This is a genomic window from Bradyrhizobium sp. th-b2 (assembly GCF_000426785.1).
Classification (GTDB): domain Bacteria; phylum Pseudomonadota; class Alphaproteobacteria; order Rhizobiales; family Xanthobacteraceae; genus Bradyrhizobium; species Bradyrhizobium septentrionale.
On sequence record NZ_AUGA01000001.1, the window covers coordinates 438,469 to 461,270 of the forward strand.

General features: G+C 64.6%; 22 protein-coding genes. 11 read left to right on the forward strand and 11 right to left on the reverse strand.

Annotated elements, in window-relative coordinates; all coding sequences use genetic code 11:
• Positions 1-250: 250 nt before the first annotated feature.
• Complete coding sequence (locus K359_RS0102120; RefSeq protein WP_029077849.1) at positions 251-1,177, reverse strand: methyltransferase domain-containing protein; 927 nt, start codon at positions 1,175-1,177, stop codon at positions 251-253.
• 152 nt (positions 1,178-1,329) lie between these two features.
• Here K359_RS0102120 and K359_RS0102125 point away from each other — a divergent pair, with 152 nt between their 5' ends.
• The 5 genes from K359_RS0102125 (at position 1,330) to K359_RS0102145 (ending at position 6,861) form a co-directional block, all read left to right on the forward strand.
• A complete protein-coding gene (locus tag K359_RS0102125) occupies positions 1,330-2,388 on the forward strand; it encodes a ligase-associated DNA damage response exonuclease (protein WP_029077850.1) in 1,059 nt (352 codons plus the stop codon).
• Complete coding sequence (locus K359_RS0102130) at positions 2,385-4,244, forward strand: cisplatin damage response ATP-dependent DNA ligase (RefSeq protein ID WP_029077851.1); 1,860 nt, start codon at positions 2,385-2,387, stop codon at positions 4,242-4,244. The genes K359_RS0102125 and K359_RS0102130 overlap by 4 nt, the downstream gene beginning before the upstream one ends.
• Before the next feature lie 99 nt (positions 4,245-4,343).
• Positions 4,344-4,649, forward strand: coding sequence for a DUF6460 domain-containing protein (locus K359_RS0102135; protein WP_029077852.1), 306 nt, complete (start codon positions 4,344-4,346; stop codon positions 4,647-4,649).
• Positions 4,650-4,671: 22 nt separating this feature from the next.
• A complete protein-coding gene (locus tag K359_RS0102140) occupies positions 4,672-5,406 on the forward strand; it encodes an MBL fold metallo-hydrolase (protein ID WP_029077853.1) in 735 nt (244 codons plus the stop codon).
• A 120-nt stretch (positions 5,407-5,526) separates the two neighbouring features.
• Positions 5,527-6,861, forward strand: a complete 1,335-nt coding sequence (locus tag K359_RS0102145) for an MATE family efflux transporter (protein WP_029077854.1) — start codon at positions 5,527-5,529, stop codon at positions 6,859-6,861.
• 141 nt (positions 6,862-7,002) lie between these two features.
• On the opposite strand, the gene K359_RS0102150 is transcribed toward K359_RS0102145, so the two are convergent.
• Both K359_RS0102150 and K359_RS0102155 read right to left on the reverse strand, forming a co-directional pair.
• Positions 7,003-8,100: a quinone-dependent dihydroorotate dehydrogenase gene (locus tag K359_RS0102150; RefSeq protein WP_029077855.1), complete on the reverse strand. Its 1,098-nt coding sequence runs from the start codon at positions 8,098-8,100 to the stop codon at positions 7,003-7,005.
• The gene (locus tag K359_RS0102155) at positions 8,097-8,441 is read right to left on the reverse strand and encodes a DUF952 domain-containing protein (RefSeq protein WP_029077856.1); all 345 of its coding nucleotides are present in this window, start codon (positions 8,439-8,441) and stop codon (positions 8,097-8,099) included. Before K359_RS0102155 ends, K359_RS0102150 begins: the two co-directional genes overlap by 4 nt.
• Before the next feature lie 205 nt (positions 8,442-8,646).
• Between K359_RS0102155 and K359_RS0102160 the strand changes: the two genes are divergently transcribed.
• A complete protein-coding gene (locus tag K359_RS0102160; RefSeq protein ID WP_029077857.1) occupies positions 8,647-9,300 on the forward strand; it encodes a helix-turn-helix transcriptional regulator in 654 nt (217 codons plus the stop codon).
• A 187-nt stretch (positions 9,301-9,487) separates the two neighbouring features.
• On the opposite strand, the gene K359_RS0102165 is transcribed toward K359_RS0102160, so the two are convergent.
• From K359_RS0102165 to K359_RS0102190, 6 genes are all read right to left on the reverse strand, one after another.
• Positions 9,488-10,273 carry a class II aldolase/adducin family protein gene (locus K359_RS0102165; RefSeq protein ID WP_245284487.1) on the reverse strand — a complete coding sequence of 262 codons (786 nt, stop codon included), beginning with the start codon at positions 10,271-10,273 and terminating at the stop codon, positions 9,488-9,490.
• Between the two features lie 319 nt (positions 10,274-10,592).
• Positions 10,593-12,233 carry a lysine--tRNA ligase gene (locus K359_RS0102170; RefSeq protein ID WP_029077859.1) on the reverse strand — a complete coding sequence of 547 codons (1,641 nt, stop codon included), beginning with the start codon at positions 12,231-12,233 and terminating at the stop codon, positions 10,593-10,595.
• A gap of 179 nt (positions 12,234-12,412) precedes the next feature.
• Positions 12,413-13,456, reverse strand: a complete 1,044-nt coding sequence (locus K359_RS0102175; protein WP_029077860.1) for a transporter substrate-binding domain-containing protein — start codon at positions 13,454-13,456, stop codon at positions 12,413-12,415.
• A 91-nt stretch (positions 13,457-13,547) separates the two neighbouring features.
• Entirely contained in the window at positions 13,548-14,138 is a 591-nt protein-coding gene (locus K359_RS0102180) for an SCO family protein (RefSeq protein WP_029077861.1), read from the reverse strand.
• 16 nt (positions 14,139-14,154) lie between these two features.
• Positions 14,155-14,310: a hypothetical protein gene (locus tag K359_RS0102185; protein WP_371261115.1), complete on the reverse strand. Its 156-nt coding sequence runs from the start codon at positions 14,308-14,310 to the stop codon at positions 14,155-14,157.
• A gap of 163 nt (positions 14,311-14,473) precedes the next feature.
• Positions 14,474-14,941, reverse strand: a complete 468-nt coding sequence (locus K359_RS0102190) for a hypothetical protein (RefSeq protein WP_029077863.1) — start codon at positions 14,939-14,941, stop codon at positions 14,474-14,476.
• Between the two features lie 277 nt (positions 14,942-15,218).
• Between K359_RS0102190 and K359_RS0102195 the strand changes: the two genes are divergently transcribed.
• Both K359_RS0102195 and K359_RS0102200 read left to right on the forward strand, forming a co-directional pair.
• Positions 15,219-16,877 (forward strand): FAD-binding dehydrogenase, encoded by a 1,659-nt coding sequence (locus tag K359_RS0102195; protein WP_029077864.1) that lies wholly within the window; start codon positions 15,219-15,221, stop codon positions 16,875-16,877.
• A gap of 215 nt (positions 16,878-17,092) precedes the next feature.
• A complete protein-coding gene (locus tag K359_RS0102200) occupies positions 17,093-17,710 on the forward strand; it encodes a hypothetical protein (RefSeq protein WP_029077865.1) in 618 nt (205 codons plus the stop codon).
• 253 nt (positions 17,711-17,963) lie between these two features.
• Here the strand turns inward: K359_RS0102200 and K359_RS0102205 are convergent, their stop codons facing one another.
• Positions 17,964-18,332 carry a helix-turn-helix domain-containing protein gene (locus tag K359_RS0102205; protein ID WP_029077866.1) on the reverse strand — a complete coding sequence of 123 codons (369 nt, stop codon included), beginning with the start codon at positions 18,330-18,332 and terminating at the stop codon, positions 17,964-17,966.
• A gap of 104 nt (positions 18,333-18,436) precedes the next feature.
• Here K359_RS0102205 and K359_RS0102210 point away from each other — a divergent pair, with 104 nt between their 5' ends.
• The 3 genes from K359_RS0102210 (at position 18,437) to K359_RS0102220 (ending at position 21,392) form a co-directional block, all read left to right on the forward strand.
• Positions 18,437-19,894 carry a CDGSH iron-sulfur domain-containing protein gene (locus tag K359_RS0102210; RefSeq protein ID WP_029077867.1) on the forward strand — a complete coding sequence of 486 codons (1,458 nt, stop codon included), beginning with the start codon at positions 18,437-18,439 and terminating at the stop codon, positions 19,892-19,894.
• Between the two features lie 101 nt (positions 19,895-19,995).
• On the forward strand, positions 19,996-20,898 hold the full coding sequence (locus tag K359_RS0102215) for a PHB depolymerase family esterase (RefSeq protein ID WP_245284488.1): 903 nt from the start codon (positions 19,996-19,998) through the stop codon (positions 20,896-20,898).
• A gap of 143 nt (positions 20,899-21,041) precedes the next feature.
• On the forward strand, positions 21,042-21,392 hold the full coding sequence (locus K359_RS0102220) for a RidA family protein (RefSeq protein WP_029077869.1): 351 nt from the start codon (positions 21,042-21,044) through the stop codon (positions 21,390-21,392).
• Positions 21,393-21,483: 91 nt separating this feature from the next.
• Here the strand turns inward: K359_RS0102220 and K359_RS50910 are convergent, their stop codons facing one another.
• Positions 21,484-22,632: an alpha/beta fold hydrolase gene (locus tag K359_RS50910; protein ID WP_245284489.1), complete on the reverse strand. Its 1,149-nt coding sequence runs from the start codon at positions 22,630-22,632 to the stop codon at positions 21,484-21,486.
• Positions 22,633-22,802 lie beyond the last annotated feature (170 nt).

The following is a 22,802-nucleotide window of genomic DNA, read 5'->3' on the forward strand; positions in this document are numbered from 1 at the left end:
CTGGAAAGCAGTATACGGCGGAGGATAGGTCGGTTCAATAATGTTAAAATTTTTCAGTAGGTTACGGGGCTTTATACAGCTCTATAGGGCTATACGATCTGGCAAAAATTCTCCCCTTGTGGGAGAAGGTGGCGCGGACAGCGTCCGCGCCGGATGAGGGGTCTGCATCCGCGGATAGAGACCCCTCACCCGGCTTCGATGCTACCGCATCGAACCACCCTCTCCCACAAGGGGAGAGGGTAAGAAAGCATCACGGCTTGACGGCGACGGCGACCAGCCCGGGCGCCGGGATGTTATCTTCATTGCGCGCCGAGAGATCGTCGAGCAGCGCCAGTGTCAGCCCTGCGGCGGCGACGGAGGCACGCACGTAGGGCGCGCTGTGCGCATAGCGCAGCCCTTCGCCGATGATGACGCCCTCGCCGTCATGGGTCTCGGTCGTGAAGGCGAGCACGCCGCCTGGCAGCAGCACGCGCGCGGCCTCGGCGAGCAGCGGTGCGAGATCGGCGACATAGACCATCGCATCCGCGGCGAGAATCAATTCGGCGCTGGCGTCCGGCTTGCCCGAAATGCCGTTGAGCATGTCGTCGACCTCGAGCTCGGCATAGAGGGCTGTGGCGCGCGCCTTGTCGATCATGCGCGGCGACAGGTCGATGCCGATGAAGCGATCGACATGCTCCGCGAACGCGCCGGCGGCCAGTCCGGTGCCGCATCCGAGATCGATCGCGCGCTTGAAGAAGGCCGGTTTCTTTGCGCTCGCGCGCACCGACAGTACGGCCTTGAACAACAGCGCCGGGCCGCGATAGCCGAGGTCGTCGACCAGCGCGGCCTCGAACCGCGGCGCATACTGATCGAACAACGTCTGCACATAGCCCGGCGGCATCGCGCTGACGGCCTCGACGCCGAGCTGCATCAGATGCAGGCCGGCGCCATGACGGTCTTCGGGATCGACTTCGCGCGCGGCGCGGAAGGCTGCGATCGCGGCCTCGCGCTGGCCGAGTTCGAGGCGGATCTTGCCGAGCGTGAACCAGGCGGACGAGAATTTCGGCGCCAGCTCGATCGCCTGTTCGAGCAGCTCGGCGGCAGCCGACAAATCGCCCTTCAATTGCAGGTCGCGCGCGAACTCGTAGCGGCGGTCGGCGACGAGGTCGCCGGAGGATAGAAACAGGCGGGGGGCCATTCTCTTCTTAACGAACCGATCTTGCCTTCAGGAACCGATCTCGGCCTGTTAGGGCCATCCATCAAAGCACCGACTCTTTCCGGAGATGGGAGCGCGGGTCAAGCCCGCGCATGACTGCTAAACATCAGGGATCGAGCGCCTATATAGGGGCAATGCGCCCGCAAGACATCCTGATGCCCGTCCCGGCCGGGCTTTGCTGCAAGCCCGGCGGCTTCCACATCGATCCTGTCAGGCCGGTCGAACGTGCCCTGATCACGCATGGCCATTCCGACCATGCGCGGGCGGGTCATGGCGCGGTGCTCGCGACCCAGGAAACGCTCGACATGATGCGGCTGCGCTATGGCGAGAATTTCGCCGGCTCAGTGCAGGCCGTCGCTTACGGCGAGGAGATCAGGCTCGGCGACGTCACGGTGACGTTTCATCCCGCCGGCCATGTGCTGGGCTCCGCCCAGATATCGGTCACCTGCAAGGACACCCGCATCGTCGCCTCCGGCGACTACAAGGACGCGCGCGATCCGACCTGCGCGCCGTTCGAGCTCGTGCCGTGCGACGTCTTCATATCAGAGGCGACCTTTGGCCTGCCGGTGTTCCGCCATGGCGATGCGGCCGGCGAAGTGAACAAGCTGCTGGCATCGGTCAAACTGTTTCCGGAGCGCGCGCACCTGGTCGGCGCCTATTCGCTCGGCAAGGCGCAGCGCGTGATCGCGCTGCTGCGCGAGGCCGGTTACGACGCGCCGATCTATCTGCACGGCGCGATGGAGAAGATCACGTACTATTATCAAGAGCGCGGCATTGCACTCGGCGAGCTCCGGCCGGCGCGCGGCATGAAGAAGGCCGAGCTGGCCGGCACCATCACGCTGGCGCCACCGAGCGCGACATCCGACGTCTGGACCCGGCGCTTTCCCGATCCGGTCACCGCCTTTGCGTCGGGCTGGATGCGCGTGCGCGCCCGAGCCCGGCAGGGCGGCATCGAGCTGCCGCTGGTGATATCAGATCATGCCGATTGGGACGGGCTGACGGCGACGATCGCCGCGACCGGCGCCGGCGAGATCTGGGTCACCCACGGCCAGGAAGACGCGCTGGTGCACTGGTGCAAGAGCAAGGGCCTTGCCGCGCGGCCGCTCGATCTCGTCGGCTATGGCGACGAGGATGAGGGCGACACGGCGGCGGTCACCGGCGAGGCCCAGCCCGCCGGCGAGGCCGAAACATGAACCGCTTTGCCCAACTGCTCGACCGCCTCGCCTACGAGCCCGGCCGCAACAACAAGATCAAGCTGCTGGTCGCCTATTTCCGCGAGACCGCGGACCCCGACCGCGGCTACGCGCTGGCGGCGCTGACCGGTGCGCTGTCGTTCAAGCACGCCAAGCCGGGCTTGATCCGCGATCTGATCACCGAACGCGCCGATCCGGTGCTGTTCGGCTACTCCTATGATTACGTCGGCGATCTCTCCGAGACCGTCGCGCTGATGTGGCCGAAGGCGGCTGGCGTATCTCACAACGAGCCTTTCCGGGGCCACCCCTCTCCCCAACCCTCCCCCACAAGGGAGGAGGGAGCGCAGCCGTCGTGCTCACCTCACAGCGATATCGAGGTGATTGACGTGGGTGAGGGACGCACCGGTGGATGGGTTCCCTCCCCCCTTGCGGGGGAGGGGCAGGGAGAGGGGTACCGCGGGCGAGATAGCAGTGAGATTGTACGCACGCACAACAACCCACCTCCTCCGACGCTCACGGACGTCGTCACCACGCTGCGAACGCTCGGCAAGGCTGAATTGCCGGCACAGCTGGCGCGCTGGCTGGACGAGCTCGACGAGACCGGGCGCTGGGCGCTGCTAAAACTCGTCACCGGCGCGATGCGGATCGGGATCTCCGCGCGGCTGGCGAAGACCGCGGCGGCTGCGCTCGGGACTAAGGATCCGCACGAGATCGAGCTGATGTGGCCCGGCCTGTCGCCGCCCTATCTCGACCTGTTCGCCTGGCTCGAAGGCCGCGGCGACAAGCCTGTCAACCGCGACCCGACGCCGTTCCGTCCGGTGATGCTGGCGCATGCGATCGAGGATGCGGATTTCGCCAATCTCGACGCCGCCGATTTCAGCGCGGAATGGAAGTGGGACGGCATCCGCGTGCAGGCTGTCGCCGGCCGCGATGCGCGCGGCCACATCCAGGCGCGGCTCTATTCGCGCAGCGGCGAGGACATCACCGGCAGCTTCCCCGACCTCGTGCCGTCGCTGCATCTGCCCGGTGCAATCGACGGCGAACTGCTGGTGCTGCGCGAGGGCCGCGTGCAGACTTTCAACGTGCTGCAGCAGCGACTGAACCGGAAGGTGGTTTCGCCGAAGCTGATCAAGGAGTTTCCGATCCATCTGCGCGCCTACGACCTGCTCGGCGACGACGAGAACGATCTGCGCGAGCTGCCCTTCACCGAGCGCCGCGCGCATCTCGAAAGATTCGTCGCCAGGCTGAACGATCCGCGCATCGATCTGTCGCCGACCATCCCGTTCGCGAGCTGGGAAGAGCTGGCCGCGGCGCGAGCCGATCCGAAAAGCGCCGGCGCCGGCGACGATGCCGACGCGGTCGAAGGCGTGATGCTGAAGCGGCGCGACGCGCCCTATCTGCCGGGGCGGCCGAAGGGCCCGTGGTGGAAGTGGAAGCGCGATCCGCACATCATCGACGCGGTGCTGATGTATGCCCAGCGCGGCCATGGCAAGCGCTCGTCCTATTATTCCGACTACACGTTCGGGGTCTGGACCCGGGGCGATAACGGCGACGAGCTGGTGCCGGTCGGCAAGGCCTATTTCGGCTTCACCGACGAGGAGCTGTTGCAGATCGACCGCTTCGTCCGCCGCAACACCACCGAGAAGTTCGGCCCCGTCCGCCATGTCGTGCATGAGCCGGATCAGGGGCTGGTGCTCGAAGTCGCGTTCGAGGGCTTGCAGCGCTCGCCGCGCCACAAATCCGGCGTCGCGATGCGCTTTCCCCGGATCAGCCGCCTGCGCTGGGACAAGCCACCGCGCGAAGCCGACCGGCTGGAGACACTTGAACGGTTGTTAATCTCCATGACGGGAAATTAAACCCGAAGCGCGCATGACAGCCATTGATCGCGGCTCACGGGTTTCCCATGTGCTGCGCCGTGACCTATAATGCGCGGGCGATTCCGCCAGGAGAAAGCGATGCCAAACGATATCCGGGACTTGCCGGCCGGCCGGAGTGACGGCCTGTACCGCTTTCTCGGCGGATCGCCGCTCGCGGTGGCGTTCCGGCTGATCCTGCTTTCGATCCTGGTCGGCGTCGTGCTCGCCGCCATCGGCCTCGATCCCTGGAATATTCTCAACAGCGTCCGCAGGCTGTTCCAGACCATCTGGGATTTCGGCTTCGATGCGATCAACTGGGCCTGGCGCTACTTCCTGCTTGGCGCCGTAATCGTGGTCCCGATCTGGCTGTTGTCGCGGCTGTTCGGCGCGCCGCGCGGCCGCTGATCCCAAGGAGAGCTCGCAGCCGATGCAATTGCGATTTGTCGGCTGCGGCGATGCATTCGGCTCCGGTGGCCGCTTCAATACCTGTTTCCACGTCTCAGGCGAGCGGGCCAATTTCCTGATCGATTGCGGCGCCTCGTCGCTCCCGGCGATGAAGCGGCTCGAAATCGATCGCGAGGCGATCGACCTGATCCTGATCACCCACTTCCACGGCGATCATTTTGCCGGCCTGCCGTTCTTCCTGCTCGACGCACAGTTCTCCCGCCGCGCAAGGCCGCTCGTGATCGCCGGACCCGAAGGGATCGAAACCAAACTGCCTGCGGTGATGGAGGTGATGTTCGAGCATTCCTCCAAAACCAAACAGCGCTTCGATCTGTCCGTCGTCTCGCTCGCACCGCAGGAGCAGCGCAGTTTTGGCGAGGTGACCGTGACGCCCTACCTAGTCATGCATGGCGAATCCGGCGGGCCGCACCTCGCCTATCGGATCGAGGCGGAAGGCCGCGTCATCAGCTACAGCGCCGACACCGAGTGGACCGAGGCGCTGATCCCGGCCGCGCAGGATGCCGACCTCTTCATCGCCGAAGCCTATACCCATGACAAGATGGTCAAGAACCATCTCAGCCTGAAAACGCTGGAACAGCATTTGCCCGCCATCAACGCGAAGCGCGTGGTGCTGACCCACATGAGCGACGACATGCTGGGCCGCGTCGACGACCTGCCCTACACGGCGGCGAGCGACGGCATGGTGATCGTATTCTGACCACGCGATTACTCTGTCGGCGGCTCCGCCCCCTCACCAGCGCATTGCTCTGAGAACAATTCCAGCATGGCCGCGCGGCGGTTGACGCGATAGAAGCCTACATTCCTCGCAACTGTAGCCATGCACGCGCCCGCCCACCCAAAGATCACGACCCGCCAGGTGTTTGCCATCGCCGGACCCGCGATGGTCGCCAACCTGACCACGCCGCTGATCGGCATCGTCTCGACCACCGCGATCGGCCGGCTCGACGATGCCGCATTGCTCGGCGGCGTGGCGATGGCCTCGGTGATCTTCGACTGCCTGTTCTGGCTGTTCGCCTTCCTGCGCATGAGCACGCTGGCCTTCACCGCGCAGGCGCAGGGCGCGGGCGAACCGCAGGAATATGCGGCGATCCTGGTCCGCGGCTTCATCGTCGCCGGCCTGATCGGGGCTGCGCTGATCGCGCTGCAGGTGCCGCTCGCCACGATCACGTTCCAGCTGATGGGCGGCAGTGAAGGCGTCACGCACGCGGCCAAGAGCTATTTCATGATCCGTATCTGGTCGGCGCCGCTGGCGCTGGCCAACTACGTCATCCTGGGCTGGCTGGTCGGACAGGCGCGCGCCAATCTGGCGCTCGTCCTACAGATCGTGGTCAATCTCATCAACGTGGCCGCCACCGTGCTGCTGGTGCAGGTCTATGGCGCAGGCATCGCGGGCGCCGCGATCGCCGCCGTGCTGGCCGAGGGTGCAGGCTTTGCAGCCGGCATCATCGCGGCCTGGCGGATCTCGCAAGGCGGCTTCGCCGTTCCCGCGGCCACGCTGTTTGATCGCGCCAAGCTGATGCGGATGCTGGCGGTCAACCGCGACATCATGGTCCGCACCGCGGCGCTGATCATCGTGTTCCTGTTCTTCACCGCCAAGGGCGCGCGCGAGGGCGACGTCACGCTGGCGGCGAATTCGGTGCTGAACAATTTCCTGCTGGTGAGCGCCTTCTTCCTCGACGGGCTCGCCAACGCCGCCCAGCAGCTGTGCGGCCGCGCGTTCGGCGCGCGCGATGCACGAGGCTTTGCCGACTCGACCCGCCTGGTGCTGCTCTGGGGCATCGGCTTTGCGCTGGTCGTGTCGGTGCTGTTCGCGCTGTTCGGGCCTGCGCTGATCAATCTGATGACGACCAGCGACGACGTGCGCAGCTCAGCGCGCGACTTCCTGGTGTTCGTGATCCTGGCACCTCTGCCCGGCGTGTTCGCGTTCGGCTTCGACGGGATCTATGTCGGCGCCACCTGGGCGCGCGAGATGCGCAATCTGATGCTGGCCTCGCTCGCGATCTTCCTCGCGGCCTGGTGGGCACTCAGCTCGTTCGGCAACACCGGACTGTGGATCGCGCTGCTCGGCTTCTACGTCGCACGCGGCGGCCTGCAGGGCCTGCGCTATCCGGCGCTGTTCTGGAAGACGTTCAAGGCTGCGTGGCCCGGCTAAGCCTCTCGTGTCCCGGAGGCGGTGCGGCACGAACTGACGCGCCGCAGAGCCGGGACCTATGTCAACCATGGGCCCCGGACCAGCAGCGCACCACGCCGCAACTGCGGCGCGCTGCACTGCATCCGGGGCACGAGAGAGTGGTTATCTCACCGGCCAGTCCTCGGCCGTGATGGTCGCGGCATCGGCGCCGACGATTTCCGACAGCGAGTCGCGGCCGGTGCGCAGCAGGGTCGAAGACAGATCGCGCTTGATGTCCTCGACCAGACCGATGCCCTTGTAGACCAGCGAGGAATAGAGCTGGATCAGACTGGCGCCGGCGCGAATTTTCGTCAGCGCGGCGCCACCGGAGTCGATGCCGCCGACGCCGATCAGCGGAAATGCGCCTTCGACGCGGACATAGGTCTCGGCCACCATCCGCGTCGACAAGCGGAACAGCGGACGGCCCGACAGGCCGCCCTGCTCCTTGGCGCGGTTGTCCTCGCGCAAGGTTGAGGGACGTGCCAGCGTGGTGTTGGCGACGATCATGCCGTCGACGCGCCGCGAGCGGGCGATGTGCACGACATCGTCGAGCTCGGCGAGGCTCAAATCCGGCGCGATCTTCAAGAGCACCGGCGAATCGCCGGCGTTCTTGCGCACGCGCTCGCGGGTATCGATGACCCGCGCCAGCAAATCGTCGAGCGCCGCCGATTGCTGCAGATTGCGCAGGCCCGGCGTGTTCGGCGAGGAGACATTGACGGTGAAATAGCTCGCGACCGGGGCAAACGTCTCGATCAGCTTCACGTAGTCGGCGACACGGTCGGACGAATCCTTGTTGGCCCCGACATTGACCCCGATGATGCCGCCGCCGGCGGCCCGCGCGGCGAGCCGCCGCAGCACGGCCTCCGCGCCGTCATTGTTGAAGCCCATGCGGTTGATCACGGCCTCGTCGCGCTCCAGGCGAAACAGCCGCGGCCGCGGATTGCCTGCTTGCGGCTTCGGCGTGACCGAGCCGATCTCGACAAAGCCGAAGCCGAGCCGCAGCAGCGCGTCGGGCACTTCCGCGCTCTTGTCGAAGCCCGCCGCCATGCCGATCGGATTCGGAAAGTTGAGCCCGAAGGCGCGCACCGCGAGCTTGGGATCATCCACCCGCTGCCGGATCGGCGGCAGCAGCTTCAGGCCCTGGATCGCCATGCGATGGGCATCTTCCGGATCGAACCAGCGCAGCAGCGGCAGCGAGAAGGCGTCGAAGGCACGGATCACGGCTTGAGCTCCGGAACGTCGTGGCCGCCGTCAGAGCGCGCGCGCAGATCGAGGATTTCGATGACTGCGCCGAGGTCAAGCTCGCCATAGAGATGCGGGAACAGCTCGTCGTTGCGCGAACGCTCCCAGCGCAGGTCGTCGCCAAGCGCATCGGCATCGACCGCGACCAGGAACAGGCCGGTTTGCCCGTGGTAGTGCTTGCGCGCGGTCTCGGCCACCTGGGAGGCGGTTGAAAAATGGATGAAGCCGTCGCGTTGGTCGTCCGCGCTGCCCCGGTACACGCCCTGCCGCTCGGCCTCACGCCAGGCCGAAGCGGGGGTGATTTTGTAGATCATAGGCACGGGCCGGCGCTCCCTTTGTCCTTGAATCTCTTGGGGTTTTATCCGGATTTGATGGGGATGGCCCCAGACGCCACCGGGTGAGCGAGGGACCGTATCGGCGGCGGCGGCGCAACTCAAGCGGCGCCGGGACACAGAACACGGCAGATTTGCGAAATTCGCGAGTTTCAGGCAATAATTCCTAGGACAGCACCCGGGGATGCCCTCGATGGCCAAACAGCCCAAAGCCGCCCGACCGCTGACCCACGCTCAGGTCTGGGCCGCGCTCGACCGGCTCGCCGAACGCGCCGGCCTGTCGCCGTCCGGCCTTGCCAAGCAGTCCGGCCTCGATCCCACCACGTTCAACAAGTCCAAGCGCGTGACCGGCGACGGGCGCGAGCGCTGGCCGTCGACCGAATCGCTCTCCAAGGCGCTCGCCGCGAGCAATGCCAGCATGGAGACCTTCGTGCAGTTGCTCGGCGATGGCCCGCGCGGCGGCCAGTCGGTGCCGCTGATCGGCTTCGCCCAGGCCGGTGCCGGCGGCTTTTTCGACGATAGCGGTTTTCCCGCCGGCAAGGGCTGGGACGAAGTGGCGCTGCCGGCCACCACCGACGAGCACGCCTATGCGCTGGAGATCGAGGGCGACTCGATGAAGCCCGCCTATCGCGAAGGTGACATCATCGTGGTGTCACCCGCGACCGCGATCCGCCGCGGCGACCGCGTCGTGGTGCGCACGACCGGCGGCGAGGTGATGGTGAAGGAACTGAGGCGCCGCACCGCCAAGGTGCTGGAACTCGCGTCGCTCAATCCGGAGCACCCCGACCGCATGCTCGACGCCGAAGAGGTGGTGTGGATCGCACGCATCGTGTGGGCAAGTCAGTAGCTCGACGAAACGACAACCACAAAACCGGTGTCGTCCCGGGAAGCGAAGCGCGACCCGGGACCCATAGCCACCACTCATTGAACTTGAGCAAGCTGGGGCCACAGCGCGATTCAACAACTCCACCCTGTGGTAATGGGTCCCGGCCTTCGCCGGGACGACAGCGAGTTGGAGAGCCGTCCGACCTCCCTTACGTCGCGTAGTCCGGCTCCTTGCGGTCCAGCATCCGCTTCAGCGCATCGAAATGCCGCTGCGCCGGGGTCGGGCCGTTGTAGAGATGGTCGTCGCGGAAATCGCGCTTGGTCTTCTCGACCACGTGCTGCGGCAATTGCTTGAGTGGCTGCTGGGTCCACATCGCGTAGATCTGCACCTGCGCGGCGCGCTCGATGTAATAGAGCCGGTCATAGGCGTCGGCGACGGTCGCGCCGACGGTCGAGATGCCGTGATTGGCCATGAACAGGATGGTCTTGTTGCCGATCACCCTGGCGAGCCGTGCGCCTTCCTCGGGATCGAGCGCGGGGCCGGTGTAGCGATCGTCATAGGCGATCGCCTCCGACAGCCCGACCTCGGTCTGCCCGATCTCCTTGATGCGCGGATCCTCGAGCCGGGTCAGCGCACTCGCATAGGGCATATGGGTATGGAATACGGCCTTGGCCTGCGGCAGCGCCTTGTGGATCGGCGCATGGATGCAATAGCAGGACCGCTCGACCTCGCCCTCGCCGCGCTTCACCTCGGCATCGTCGATGCCGACCTCCATGAAGGATGACGCGGTGACCTCCGACCAATGCATGCCGAACGGGATCTGGTAGTAGCGGTCGGTGCGGCCGGGCACCACGAAAGTGAGATGGTTGAAGATGCCTTCCGAAAAACCGTGGTTGAAGGCGAGCCGGTGCGCCGCCGCGAGATCGACCCGCGCCTGCCATTCCTCGGCGCTCGAACTGTCCTGCAGCGATGTCGGCGAAACCCTGAACTGCATGCGCATGCTCCCATCTGTGCCGGCCTCTCGGCGGAGGCCATGCTGATTTTATGGGACGGAGTGTAGCGCAATCCGGCGGCGGCCTTGGGTGAAATTGGCGAGGATCAGCCATCCGGATTTTGCGGGCTTGTCGTCTGTGGCGGCCGCAATCATCGCTGTCGTCCCGGCCTTGAGCCGGGACCCATAACCACGAATGGTCGTGCGTTACGAGCTTAGGCCACAGCCTACGCTACCGTCTCGCAGCTGTGGTTATGGGTCCCTGCTCCCGTGCGCAATTGCGCACTAGGCAGGGACGACCATGGTGTGAAAGCTCATCGATCTACGACGACCGCGCCAGCGCGCCGTCGATCATGTTGACCGCGTTCTGCACGCCGTAGACCGCGACGAAGGAGCCGAAGCGCGGGCCCTTCTCCTGGCCGAGCAGCACCTGGTAGAGCATGTTGAACCAGTCGAGCGAGACGCCGGGACGGCCGTCCTTGCCCTTCTTGACGGTGTCGAGGAACGGCTCGCGGCGGCCGATCTCGTAGACCACGTTCTGGATGTCTTCCGCGGTCGCGTCCGCCGGCATGTTGGCGAGCGCATCGCGCAGATCCTGCAGCGCGGCGCGTTCGCCATCGGTCGGCTCGCGGAACTGCTTGGTCGGCGCCACGAAGTCGCGATAATAGTTGATGGCGTAGCCGACCATGGCGTCGAGCTTGGGATGGGTCTGCGGCGTCACGCCCGGCCGGTAGCGGCCGATGAAGCCCCACAACGTCTCGGCATTCTCCGCGTTCGACGACGACACCAGCGTCAGCAGGAGCTGGAAGGTGACGGGCATGTCGGCCTGCGGCGGCTTGCCGGAATGGGTGTGCCAGACCGGATTCTGCAGCTGCTGCCGCGCCTCCTGCCGCGTGAAGCCGTCGAGGAACTGCTGGTACTCGTCGACATTGCGCGGGATGACGTCGAAATAGAGCCGCTTCGCCGCCTTGGGCTCACGGTACATGAACAGCGAAAGCGATTCCGGCGAGGCGTAGCGCAACCATTCGTCGATGGTCAGCCCGTTGCCCTTCGACTTCGAGATCTTCTGGCCCTTCTCGTCGAGGAACAGCTCGTAGTTGAAGCCTTCCGGCGGCGTGCCGCCGAGCGCCGAGCAGATCTTGCCCGACAGCTTCACCGAGTCGATCAGGTCCTTGCCGGCCATTTCATAGTCGACGCCGAGCGCGTACCAGCGCATCGCCCAGTCCGGCTTCCATTGCAGCTTGCAGCGGCCGCCGGTGACGGGAACGGTGACGCTCTCCTTGGTGTCGGGATCTTCGTAGGAGATCGTGCCGGCCTTGGCGTCGTGCGCCGTCACCGGGACGTAGAGCACGAGGCCGGTGCGCGGACAGATCGGCAGGAACGGCGAGTAGCTCGCCGCCCGCTCCTCGCGCAGCGACGGCAGCATGATCGCCATCACCTTCTCGATCCGCTCCAGCATGCGCAGCAGCGCGGCGTCGAACCGGCCCGAGGTGTAGTATTCGGTCGAGCTCGCGAATTCATAGTCGAAGCCGAACTGGTCGAGGAAGGCGCGCAGCCGCGCATTGTTGTGCTGGCCGAAGCTCGGATGGGTGCCGAACGGGTCCGGCACCTTGGTCAAGGGCATACCGAGGTGCTGCTCCAGCAACTCCTTGTTCGGCACATTGTCCGGCACCTTGCGCAGGCCGTCCATGTCGTCGGAGAAGGCAAGCAGGCGGGTCTTGATCTTGTCCTCGGTGAGCACGCGGAAGGCGTGGCGCACCATCGTGGTGCGCGCGACCTCGCCGAATGTGCCGATATGCGGCAGGCCCGATGGACCATAGCCGGTCTCGAACAGCACCTCGTCCTTCGGATTTTTCTTCAGCCGCGCCACAATCGCTTTCGCCTGCTCGAACGGCCAGGCGTTGGATTGTTCGGCGAGCGCCCGCAGGTCGCTCGGGCTGGCAGCAAGATCAATCACGGACATTCTTCAGGCTTTCTCCAAAAAGGCCGCGAAAACTAACGCTTTCGCGGCAAAATGCAAAACGACGGCAGGTTCGTCATTCCGGGATGGTGCGTTAGCACCAGACCGCAGATGCACAATTGTGCATCGGGGAATCTCGAGATTCCGGGTTCGATGCCATGCATCGCCCCGGAATGACGGATTCAAAACGGGCTGATCGAGAAATAGCGCAGCCACAGATCGGTGAAGCGGCCTTTTTCCCAGATCCGGAACAGCGCCCAATTCAGCGACTGCCGGAGCAGATCGTTGCCCTTGCGGACGGCGATGCCGACGCCCTCACCGAAAAAGCGGCTTTCGACGAAGGGGCCGCCGGAGAACGCGCAGCATTCGCCGGAATCGGTGCCGTTGATCCAGAACGCGAGCGAGATCGCATCGCCAAAAATGAAATCGACCTCGCCGCGGCGCAGCGCCGCGCGCAGCGCATCGTTATCCGGATAGGAATGGATCTCGGCGTCGGTGAACATCGCCTTGAGGTAGGCCTCGTGCGAGGTGCCGGCGATCACGCCGACCTTCTTGCCCTCGAGAAATTCCGGGCGGATTTCCGGCATCACATTGTCGCGGCGCGACACGAAGCGTGCCGGCGCGCGGTAATAGGGATCGGTGAAATCGACCTTGGCGCGCAGCTGCGGCGTCACCGCCATCGACGCGATGATGGCATCGCCCCGGTTGGTGGCCAGCGCATCGATCAGGGTCTCGAAGCGGCGCATCTGGATGGTGCAGGTGACCTTGATCTCGTCGCAGAGCGAACGCGCCAGGTCGACGTTGAAACCGGCCGGATTGCCGTCCGGCCCGGTGAAGTTGAACGGCGGATAGTCGGTCTCGGTCAGGAAGCGGATCACGGTGAGGCGCGAGAGGTCCGGCCTATCCGGGCGGCGCCGCGGGTCCCAGAAGCCCGGCACCGCCTGCGGCGCAGCCTCGGCAGCGGCCTTGGGCGGCAGAGTTGGAGTCGGTGGCACGGCAGCGGCCGGGGGCGGCGCAGGCGCCGTCGGTGCAGGGGCCGGTCTGGCAGAAGGAGCCGGAGTTGGAGCGGGAGCCGTCTTGGCCGCGGGCGCCTGCTGTGCCTGGGTGGGGGGTGTCTGCGCGATCGCAGGGCCTGCCAGAGCCAGCAAGCCAGCCGCCATCACCCCCGCGGCCATGCAAAGCTGGCGCGAGCGGACGGCAAAGGGCTGGGCGGACAAATCTGGCATAACCGGCAATTTTAGGGAATTGAACGGCTTATAGACCATCCGGCGCGTGATGCGAGCGCCGATTGGGTTAATTCTGAAGCGGAAATGGCAATCAGAGATACCGTTTCAGATCGGCCGCCGCCTCTTCCGGCGTCCGTTTCAGATTGAACGGCGAAACGAAACGGCCGTCGCGATCCATCAGATAGATCAGCGCGGTGTGATCCATCGTGTAGTCGCCATCCTTCAGCGGTACCTTCTTGGCGTAGACGCGATAGCTCGACAGCACCTTGGCGATCGCGGCGGGGTCGCCGGTCAGGCCCTTGAGGTGCGGATCGAAGCTCGAAAGGTAGTCCTTCATCGCGGTGGCGGTGTCGCGTTCCGGATCGACCGAGACGAAATAGGCATTCACGCGATCGGCGTCCTTGCCCATCGCCTTCAGGACCTCGGAAATCTCGAACAGCGAGGTCGGGCAGACGTCCGGGCAATGGGTGAAGCCGAAGAAGATCAGCGTCGGCTTGCCCTGGAGGTTCTTGTCGGTGACGGTCTGGCCGACCTGGTCGGTGAGCTGGAACGGGCCGCCGATCGCGGCCGGGGCGGCAACAGTGCGGAGGCCCCCGACCGCCCACAGCATAAGGAACAGGCCGACCGCGAGGCTGCCGGCGAAGGCGGCGAAGATCACCAGCGGGCGAGTGGTCCGAGGCATGGGCAGGACATCCTTGTCAGAAGCAGGCGGAGATGCCGGCCGTGATCATTTCGAAAAACACCGCGGTCCCGTAGTGGAACCAGAGCGCCGCAGCGGCAAGCAGGACCACCCCGCCGATACCGGAAGCGCCCCACAGGATCGCAGATGCCACCCGGCCCTGCGGAGCCGTCACGAGCTCGGATCGGGTGGAGATCGGCTGAACCATAGGGTTGAGATAAGCCGGGTTCCGGCAGGCAGCAAGCGCAACGGCGGTCGCAGGCCGTCAAATGATAGCGAGGCTACTCCCGGCAGCGGCCGGATCACGCCGGGGATTAAATGCAGAGATCAGCCGGAGCTCAGTGCTCGGGCTTCGACGCCGAGGCCTGGGCGTTGAGATAGCACGGCTTGTACAGCGCCTGCAGCTGCTTGCCGCGCAGGAAGATCATCCGGCGGGTCAGGCCACCGCGGTCGGAGATCCATCTGCGGACGGCCGGCGGGTACATCAGGTACAGCATATGGGTGGCTTCGGGATTGGGCACCGGGCGGCCGTCGTCACCGTAATCCCAGGCCGCATGGAAGCCGAGACTGGCGTGTGACGTCACACAAATCCGGTCATGAGGAACCTTGCCGAGCACGATGGTGCAGGCCGAGGCGCACAACCCGTCGATGATGACGGTCTCACCCGACGTGCGCAGGTCCTGATATCTGTCGACATAGACCCCGATCTTGCCGCCGCGATCGTCGGCGATTCTGACCACTGCCTGTGACGCCCCCATTCCCGCCAGCAGGAGAACCGCCGCGAGCAACCCCGTCATCAACTTCATTGGCCAGCCCCAGTCGAAACCGAATCTGTTGGTCTTGTGATGCAAGTTGGTTGTGAGCGTGTTGCGGCCGCGGATTTTTGTCCAGACGAGCGAAGCCGGTCAAAACAAATTCAAATTGGGTGTTGCGCGCGCGCTGCAGTGGAGCGTGGAAAAGGTCCCAAACTGGAACAGCCTGCCACGGCTGCTTGGTGCCGCGCCGCCACAGGCAAGGTCCATTTGGCGTTGACCGCATACAATCGCGCGGTCTTCAATCGCAGCGGGACGGGGGAATCAAAACATGGCTGACGATGCGGATGTGATCGTGATTGGCGCCGGGCTGGCAGGCTTGGTCGCCGCAACCGAGATCGCCGACGCGGGCAAACGCGTCATCGTGCTCGACCAGGAAGGGGAACAGAGCATCGGCGGCCAGGCCTTCTGGTCGTTCGGCGGATTGTTTCTGGTCGATTCGCCGGAGCAGCGCCGGCTTGGCATCAAGGATTCCGCAGACCTCGCACTGCAGGACTGGATGGGCACCGCCGGTTTCGATCGTGAGGAGGATCACTGGCCGCGCAAATGGGCTGAAGCCTATGTGGCGTTCGCGGCGGGCGAGAAACGCGACTGGCTGCGCGCGATGGGCCATCGCATCTTCCCGGTCGTCGGCTGGGCCGAACGCGGCGGCTACGACGCGATGGGCCATGGCAATTCGGTGCCGCGCTTTCACGTCACCTGGGGCACCGGTCCCGGCATCGTCGAGCCGTTCGAGCGTCGCGCACGCGAGGCCGCGAAAAGCGGTCGGCTGGTGTTCAAGTTCCGCCATCGGGTCGATGCGCTCGATGTCACCAACGGCGCGGTCGACGGCGTGCGCGGCGCGATCCTGGAACCGACAGGCGTCGAACGCGGCAAGAGTTCTTCCCGCAACATCATCGGCGATTTCGCACTGCGCGCGCAGGCGGTGATCGTCGCCTCCGGCGGCATTGGCGGCAATCATGATCTGGTGCGGCAGAACTGGCCGAAGCGGCTCGGCGAACCTCCCAAATTCATGATCTCCGGCGTGCCCGAACATGTCGACGGCCGCATGATCGGCATCACCGAGGCGGCCGGCGGCCGGCTGATCAACCGCGACCGGATGTGGCACTATGTCGAGGGCATCCAGAACTGGAACCCGATCTGGCCGCGGCACGGCATCCGGATTCTGCCGGGACCATCGTCGCTGTGGTTCGACGCCACGGGCAAACGGCTGCCGGCGCCGCTGTTCCCGGGCTCCGACACGCTCGGGCAGCTGCACTACATCATGGGCACGGGCTACGATTATTCGTGGTTCATCCTGACCCAGAGCATCATCAAGAAGGAATTCGCGCTCTCAGGCTCGGAGCAGAACCCGGACCTCACGGGCAAGAGTTGGCGCATGACGATCAAGCGCGCCACCAACAAGGGCGCGCCGGCGCCGGTCGAAGCCTTCAAGCAGCACGGCCCCGACTTCATCGTGCGCGACAATCTCGCCGATCTCGTCAGTGCCATGAACAAGCTCGCCGGCAGCGACCTGTTGCAGTTCGATGCCATCAAGACGCAGATCGAGGCGCGCGACCGCGAGATCACCAATCCCTACGTCAAGGATGCGCAGGTGATGAACCTGCACAATGCGCGCCGCTATATCGGCGACAGGCTGATCCGCACCGCGAAGCCGCATCGGATCCTCGATCCCGAGCACGGCCCACTGATCGCGGTGAAGCTCAACATCCTCACCCGCAAGACCCTCGGCGGCTTCGAGACTGATCTGGATTCGCGCGTGTTCGGAAATGATCACCAGATCATCCGCGGGCTCTACGCGGCCGGCGAAGCCGCCGGCTTCGGCGGCGGCGGCGTGCACGGCTATCGCTCGCTGGAGGGTACGTTCCTCGGCGGCTGCCTGTTCTCGGGCCGCAATGCGGGACGCGCGGCGGCGAAGGCTGTGGGTTAGAGTTCGAATAGCAACCGCGAAAGGGCTGGCCCCTCTCCCTATTGCCCTCACTGCAGCAATTAGGCGCTTTTTGGCTTGGAAGAAGCGCGCTTCTTCGCAGGACTCCTAGCTGCCTTTGCTTTAGCCTTCCCTATCTTCATCTCCTCGTGGGGCTTTGGCTTCATGCGCACGAGCGCGCTCATCAAACGCTTCGTACCTCTATATTGGATTTTGCCATGACAGACCCGGACGGCAACTGGCCTACAAGTTTCAATAGGATTGCCTCTAGCGCTCAGCTAGAGGCGCTAGGTCAGATCACGCTGATGTTCAACTACCTGGAAGAGGGAATCGGAACTATCTTCAAAGCGGTTATGCCAACCGATACTGACTTCTCGAATAGGCTCTATCACAAGCTCAACAATCGAGACAGGATTGATTTGCTAAGCGCCATCGCCAAAACGACCTGCAGGGATGGCGTCCAAGAGGAGATTATTTATCTTCTGAATTGCTACGAGATCTGCACAGAGAATAGAAATATCTTGCAGCACGCAATATTGGAATCCGCGGACGAAGATATCATTAGCCTTTCAAAGAAAGCGACTAGAGACCCCAATCGGCAAAACGAGTTCCGCATACCTCTCACCGAGCTTAGAGGGGTAGCCGATGATATGGCGGAGCTTTTTGTTTATACTATGCGCTTGCAAGCGATGATTGACGCAAGAGCCGATCCTTCTACGACAGCTTCTCTCGCTGCCTCGCCCGATAGACCTCCGAAACCAAGTATTCTGATCCCGTACAGGGATTCAGCAGACGGGCAAAGCGATCAACCCCAGCCTCTAGAATCCGGGGAGTAATTTCAATTATGGGCGCGCCAGCCGCTTTCGCTGGCTCGGCGTTTTGCCCGATCTCGGAGTGAGGGGGCACCGGCACGATTTCGGAATATTAGAAGAATATCGCTGAGTTGCCCGACGTGTCAAGTTGCCTGGTCGAACGCCGCCGCCGGCTACTTTGCATGGGGTTGTTTTCGATATTTTGGCAACGCGCCCTTGCGACAGAGCAGGCGGGAGAGGTGCACCGAGGCTGCGGCCCGACCGATCCAACCTGATTTCAATGATCTCCCGCTCGCCTCTCATCCGCCTCCGCGCTGAGGAAGCGGACGCCGAACGTGTCGGCGTTGGCCTCGCCCCAATCATAGAGCGCCTGCAGCATCGGCTTCAGCATCTCGCCGCGCTTGGTCAGGCAGTAGCGCGAGGAGCCGCCGCCGCGATCCTGCCTGATGAAGCCTGAATTGCAGAGATCGCGCAGGCGCTCGGTCAAAACCTTGTCGCTGAGCTGCGGGATATCGTGACGCAGTTCGCCATAGCGCATCGGCCTGACCTTCAGCCGGCTCAGGATCACAGTCTTCCATTTGCCGCTGAGCTGATCGATCGAGAATTCGACCGGGCAACCATATTTGCGCTTGGTCTTGCGGATCATCCCGTTCTCCCGCGGCACTTTCCATCTGGTTCGTTGAGAGCCGCCGTCGATCCATCTAAGCACGCTTTGCGCGGGCTGGGCGCGTTCAGGGATCATTGCAAGGCATGACAGAAGACAGTTCCGCCCACCGACTGAGCGACCAGCAACAGGTTCGCAATCGCATCACCGTCAGACGCAACGGGCCCTACGAACCCGAGCCCGGCATTCCGATCGTCGATCATCTCGGCGTGCCTGTTACAGCCGAGGCGGCGGTGTTGCTCTGCCGCTGCGGGCAATCTCAGACCAAACCGTTCTGCGACGACAGCCACGTCGCGCGCGGCTTCACCGACGCCAGGGATCCGCGGCGCGTGCCCGACAAGCTCGACGTCTATGCCGGGCAGCAGGCGTATGTGTTCGACAATCGCGGCACCTGCGCGCATTCCGGCTTCTGCACCGACCGGCTCAGCTCAGTGTTTCATCTCGGCGAGGAGCCCTTCATCGCGCCGAGCGGCGCGCGGCTCGACGATCTCATCAACGCGGTGCGCAGGTGCCCATCGGGCGCGCTCGGGATCGGCATTGGCCCCGTGCGCGACGCCAACCTGTCCGACGTCAGCCGGCCGCCGCAGATCGAAGTGTCGAAGGACGGCCCCTATCGCGTCACCGGCCATGTCGAACTGGTCGATGAGGACGGCACGCCGATCGCACAGAACACCGGCGCGTCGCAGGAGCATGTCAGCCTGTGCCGCTGCGGCTCGTCGCTGAACAAGCCGTTCTGCAGCGGCATGCACTGGAACGTCGCGTTTCACGATCCCGTTCCCGATCCGATGCGCGAGCCGACGCTGTTCGAATGGGCCGGCGGCTATCCCGCGCTGCTCGACATGACGCGCATCTTCTACAGCCGCTATGTGCCGGAAGACCCGCTGCTCAGTCCGCTGTTCGCCGAGATGTCGCCGGATCATCCCGAACGGGTGGCGGCTTGGCTCAGCGAGGTGTTCGGCGGCCCGCGCTTCTACACAGAACGCTATGGCGGCTATCGGCGGATGGTGTCGCAACATATCGGCAAGGAGATCAGGCCGGAGCAGCGTGCGCTGTGGGCGACCTACATGGTGCAGAGCGCCGACGATGCCGGGCTGCCGTCCGATCCGGAATCCCGCGCCGCTTTCGTCGCCTACATCGAATGGGGCTCACGGATCGCGGTGGAGAATTCGGGCGTCGGCGCAAAACCGCCGCCGAACATGCCGGTGCCGCGATGGTGGTGGGTCTGCAACGCAACGCCCGCTGCGCGGCCATCCGCAATTGAAGGCGACGCGCGAGCCGCAACCGAGACCAGCATAGCGCTGCCCGGTCCGGGCGAGGCGCTGCAGTTCGAAGCGCACATCCGGCCGCTGTTCCGGCCCATGGATCGCAACTCGATGCTGTTCGCCTTCGACCTCTGGAAGGAGGAGGACGTGATCAAGCATCGCCGGCAGATCCTGGCCCGGCTGGAGGCCGGGACCATGCCCTGCGACGGCGCTTGGCCGGCTGAACAAGTCGCGCTGTTCGCGCGCTGGGCCGATGCGCTGAAGCCGCCGGCCGGATCGTGACGCCACGCTCCGGCAAGACTGGTTGAACCCGCCTCGCCGGCATGCTGCAATCGCCGCGGCAGGAGCAGGCTTGTTCGGCGATGCGACGATGTCCAATCGGTATGCTTGCTTTGGCTGGCGCAATCGCCTTGAGCATCGTGCCGGTGCGCGCGGATTCACTCACCATCAAAGGCACGACGCGAACATTCACGCTGCAGCCACCTGCAACCAGGCCCGCGCCGCTCGTCATCGTGCTGCACGGCAAGACCCAGAGCAGCGCCGACATGATCACACGGACGTCGTGGCCACTGATCGCCAGGCGCGACGGCTTCGCGGTGGCGTATCCCGATGGGTTGAACCACGCCTGGGCCGACTCCCGGCCGAACACGCGGCGCGCCGCCGGTCCGCCGCCGGAAGGCACCGACGACGTCGCCTTCATTGCGCAATTGATCGCGAAGCTGGTGGGCGACGGCACCGCCGATCCGAAGCGCATCTATGTCACCGGCATCTCCAATGGCGGCGCGATGGCCATGACCTTGGCCTGCGAACGCGCCGACCGGTTCGCGGCGGCGGCCAGCGTCGTGATGAACCTGACCGACGAATCCGCCGGCGCCTGCCGGCCTGTGCGTCCAGTGCCGGTGCTCCTGATGAACGGCACCGTCGACCCGCTGATCCCCTATCGGGGTGGACGCGGCACCAGCTATTTCGCTGTCGACGGATTCTGGTCGACCGAACGCACCCTGCAATTCTGGCGGCGGACCAATGGCTGCGAGAACAAGGACGCCGCAACCACCGATCTGCCCGACCGCAACCCTTCCGATCAATCAACTGTCACACGGATCGACTCGGTCTGTCCGCAAGGACGTGACGTCGTGCTCTACCGGGTGAATGGCGGAGGTCACCGCATGCCCGGCCACTTCCCGGACGCCCATTTTACGAAACTGGCGGCCGCGCTGCTCGGGCCACAAAACGGCGATATCGACGGCGCCGATACGATTTGGGCCTTCTTCGCGCGTTTTCCGTGAGCGGTGCTGCAAATTGTGCAGTGGCGGTGGTCGCCGCGGCAGGCTAGAGGTTCTCTCGTTTTGACGCGTTTTCTTCACGCGAACCGGTAGCCACTTCGCTTGAAAACGCTATAGACATGCCCGCCATTCAAGTGGAGACCCAAATGAGCATTCAACGTTTCGAAACAGGCCCGCGCATGAGCCAGGCCGTCGTGCACGGCAACACCGTCTATCTCGCCGGCGTCGTCGCCGGCAAGGCCGCGGGCGGCAGCGTCATCGACCAGACCAAGGACATCCTGTCGATCATCGACGGCCATTTGGCCAAGGCCGGCACCGACAAGTCAAAACTCCTCAGCGCGACCATCTACATCACCGACATGAAGACGTTCCCGGAGATGAACGCGGTGTGGGACGGCTGGGTCTCGGAGGGTAACACCCCGGCCCGCGCCACCGTCGAGGCCAAGCTCGCGGCGCCGCAGTACAATGTCGAGATCATGGTTGTCGCGGCGAAGTAAACGCGGCAACTAAACGCGACGCAAATTGTCGCGACGGATATCGGATGCCCCGGATTGCAGAATTGCAGTTCGGGGCATTTTCATTTTGCACTCACGCGCTGATCCGCGATCGCTCGCCCGCGGCCTCACCGAGATCGGACTGCAGCCAGCGGGCAATCCGGCGCCATGAACCGGCCAGAGCCCTGCAGCCCATGAACAGGCCGAGATGGCCACAGGGCTCGGTCTCCCTTCGCAGCCACGCGGGCGGCGTGCCCAACAGCCGCATTGTTGCAAATGCCTGGTCGGGCGGAACAACGATGTCGTTCTCCGCGGCGAGCAGGAAGACCGGCAGCTTCACCGCAGCAAGATCGATCTTGCAGCCCAGCGCGACGAAGTCACCGGCGGCGATCCGGTTCTGGCGAAAGATCCAGTCGGTCACTTCAAGGTAGTAGGTGCCCGGCAGATCGAGCGTCTCACTGTTCCAGCGCGTGAAACGATCGAGCAGCGCCCTTGCATCCTCCGACTTGCCGTCGAGGCGCCGCTGCAGCGCCGCTTCCACGTCAGGCAGGCTGAACGGAATGCTCCAGAGCTGCAGCATGTGCTTGCCACTGACGATCCCATCTCCCTGGCGCACCATCGCCTCGAAGCCTTGCTGTGGCAGCGAGGCGACCATCCTGGAAAGCTCCGACGGCACCGAGACGTCGACCGGGCTGCCTGAAAGCACGAGCCGCCGCACCTTGCCGGGAAAGCGCGCCGCATAAAGCAACGACAGCCAACCGCCTTGACAGAGACCTGCAAGGTCGACCGGCGGCCCGATCGTGTCGACGGCCACGTTGAGATCAGACAGATAGGTGTCGATCGAGAAATATCGCGTCTCCGGTGCCGCCGAGCGCCAATCCGTGAGATAGAGACGCGCCAGACCCGCCTGCTGTAACGCCTCCATCAGGCTGTGGCCGGGGGCAATATCCGCGATCTGCGCGCGGTGCAGCGCATAGGGCGCGCAGACCAGCAGCGGCGGGCCTTCGACCGCGCTTGAAAAGTCCAGCAGGCGCATCGACGGCAGTTGAAGCGCGACCGAGTGGGCCGTCGTCCAGGGCAGCGCCGCGTCGCCTGACGCATCCGCCGGCTCCGGCGCGCGATTGGGGTACCACTGCGAGTAGATGTCCAGCGCCAATCGCGTGGCTTCAAACGGCCACAGCCAGGCGTCCTGCACCCAGCTGGCGCTCGCACTTCGTTCCGATGGATCCGCCTTGTCGCGCAAGCTCATTCACCGATTGATCGCCACCAGGAAAGTCTGGCCAACGCGGGTCGAAGCCTTGACCCTGATCGAAAACCGACGAATTCAAGTTGATCACTTTACGCCAAACCCGCTGGAGTGCAGCCACGCCGGGACGTCACGATCTCGCGATCCCGGCGCAGCTTGCGATCAGG

Coding starts and splice junctions, on each gene's coding strand:
- K359_RS0102120 (WP_029077849.1), bottom strand. CDS start 1,177: ATGGCCCCCCGCCTGTTTCTATCCTCCGGCGACCTCGTCGCCGACCGC.
- K359_RS0102125 (WP_029077850.1), top strand. CDS start 1,330: ATGCGCCCGCAAGACATCCTGATGCCCGTCCCGGCCGGGCTTTGCTGC.
- K359_RS0102130 (WP_029077851.1), top strand. CDS start 2,385: ATGAACCGCTTTGCCCAACTGCTCGACCGCCTCGCCTACGAGCCCGGC.
- K359_RS0102135 (WP_029077852.1), top strand. CDS start 4,344: ATGCCAAACGATATCCGGGACTTGCCGGCCGGCCGGAGTGACGGCCTG.
- K359_RS0102140 (WP_029077853.1), top strand. CDS start 4,672: ATGCAATTGCGATTTGTCGGCTGCGGCGATGCATTCGGCTCCGGTGGC.
- K359_RS0102145 (WP_029077854.1), top strand. CDS start 5,527: ATGCACGCGCCCGCCCACCCAAAGATCACGACCCGCCAGGTGTTTGCC.
- K359_RS0102160 (WP_029077857.1), top strand. CDS start 8,647: ATGGCCAAACAGCCCAAAGCCGCCCGACCGCTGACCCACGCTCAGGTC.
- K359_RS0102165 (WP_245284487.1), bottom strand. CDS start 10,273: ATGCAGTTCAGGGTTTCGCCGACATCGCTGCAGGACAGTTCGAGCGCC.
- K359_RS0102170 (WP_029077859.1), bottom strand. CDS start 12,233: ATGTCCGTGATTGATCTTGCTGCCAGCCCGAGCGACCTGCGGGCGCTC.
- K359_RS0102175 (WP_029077860.1), bottom strand. CDS start 13,456: ATGCCAGATTTGTCCGCCCAGCCCTTTGCCGTCCGCTCGCGCCAGCTT.
- K359_RS0102180 (WP_029077861.1), bottom strand. CDS start 14,138: ATGCCTCGGACCACTCGCCCGCTGGTGATCTTCGCCGCCTTCGCCGGC.
- K359_RS0102190 (WP_029077863.1), bottom strand. CDS start 14,941: ATGAAGTTGATGACGGGGTTGCTCGCGGCGGTTCTCCTGCTGGCGGGA.
- K359_RS0102195 (WP_029077864.1), top strand. CDS start 15,219: ATGGCTGACGATGCGGATGTGATCGTGATTGGCGCCGGGCTGGCAGGC.
- K359_RS0102200 (WP_029077865.1), top strand. CDS start 17,093: ATGACAGACCCGGACGGCAACTGGCCTACAAGTTTCAATAGGATTGCC.
- K359_RS0102205 (WP_029077866.1), bottom strand. CDS start 18,332: ATGATCCGCAAGACCAAGCGCAAATATGGTTGCCCGGTCGAATTCTCG.
- K359_RS0102210 (WP_029077867.1), top strand. CDS start 18,437: ATGACAGAAGACAGTTCCGCCCACCGACTGAGCGACCAGCAACAGGTT.
- K359_RS0102215 (WP_245284488.1), top strand. CDS start 19,996: ATGCTTGCTTTGGCTGGCGCAATCGCCTTGAGCATCGTGCCGGTGCGC.
- K359_RS0102220 (WP_029077869.1), top strand. CDS start 21,042: ATGAGCATTCAACGTTTCGAAACAGGCCCGCGCATGAGCCAGGCCGTC.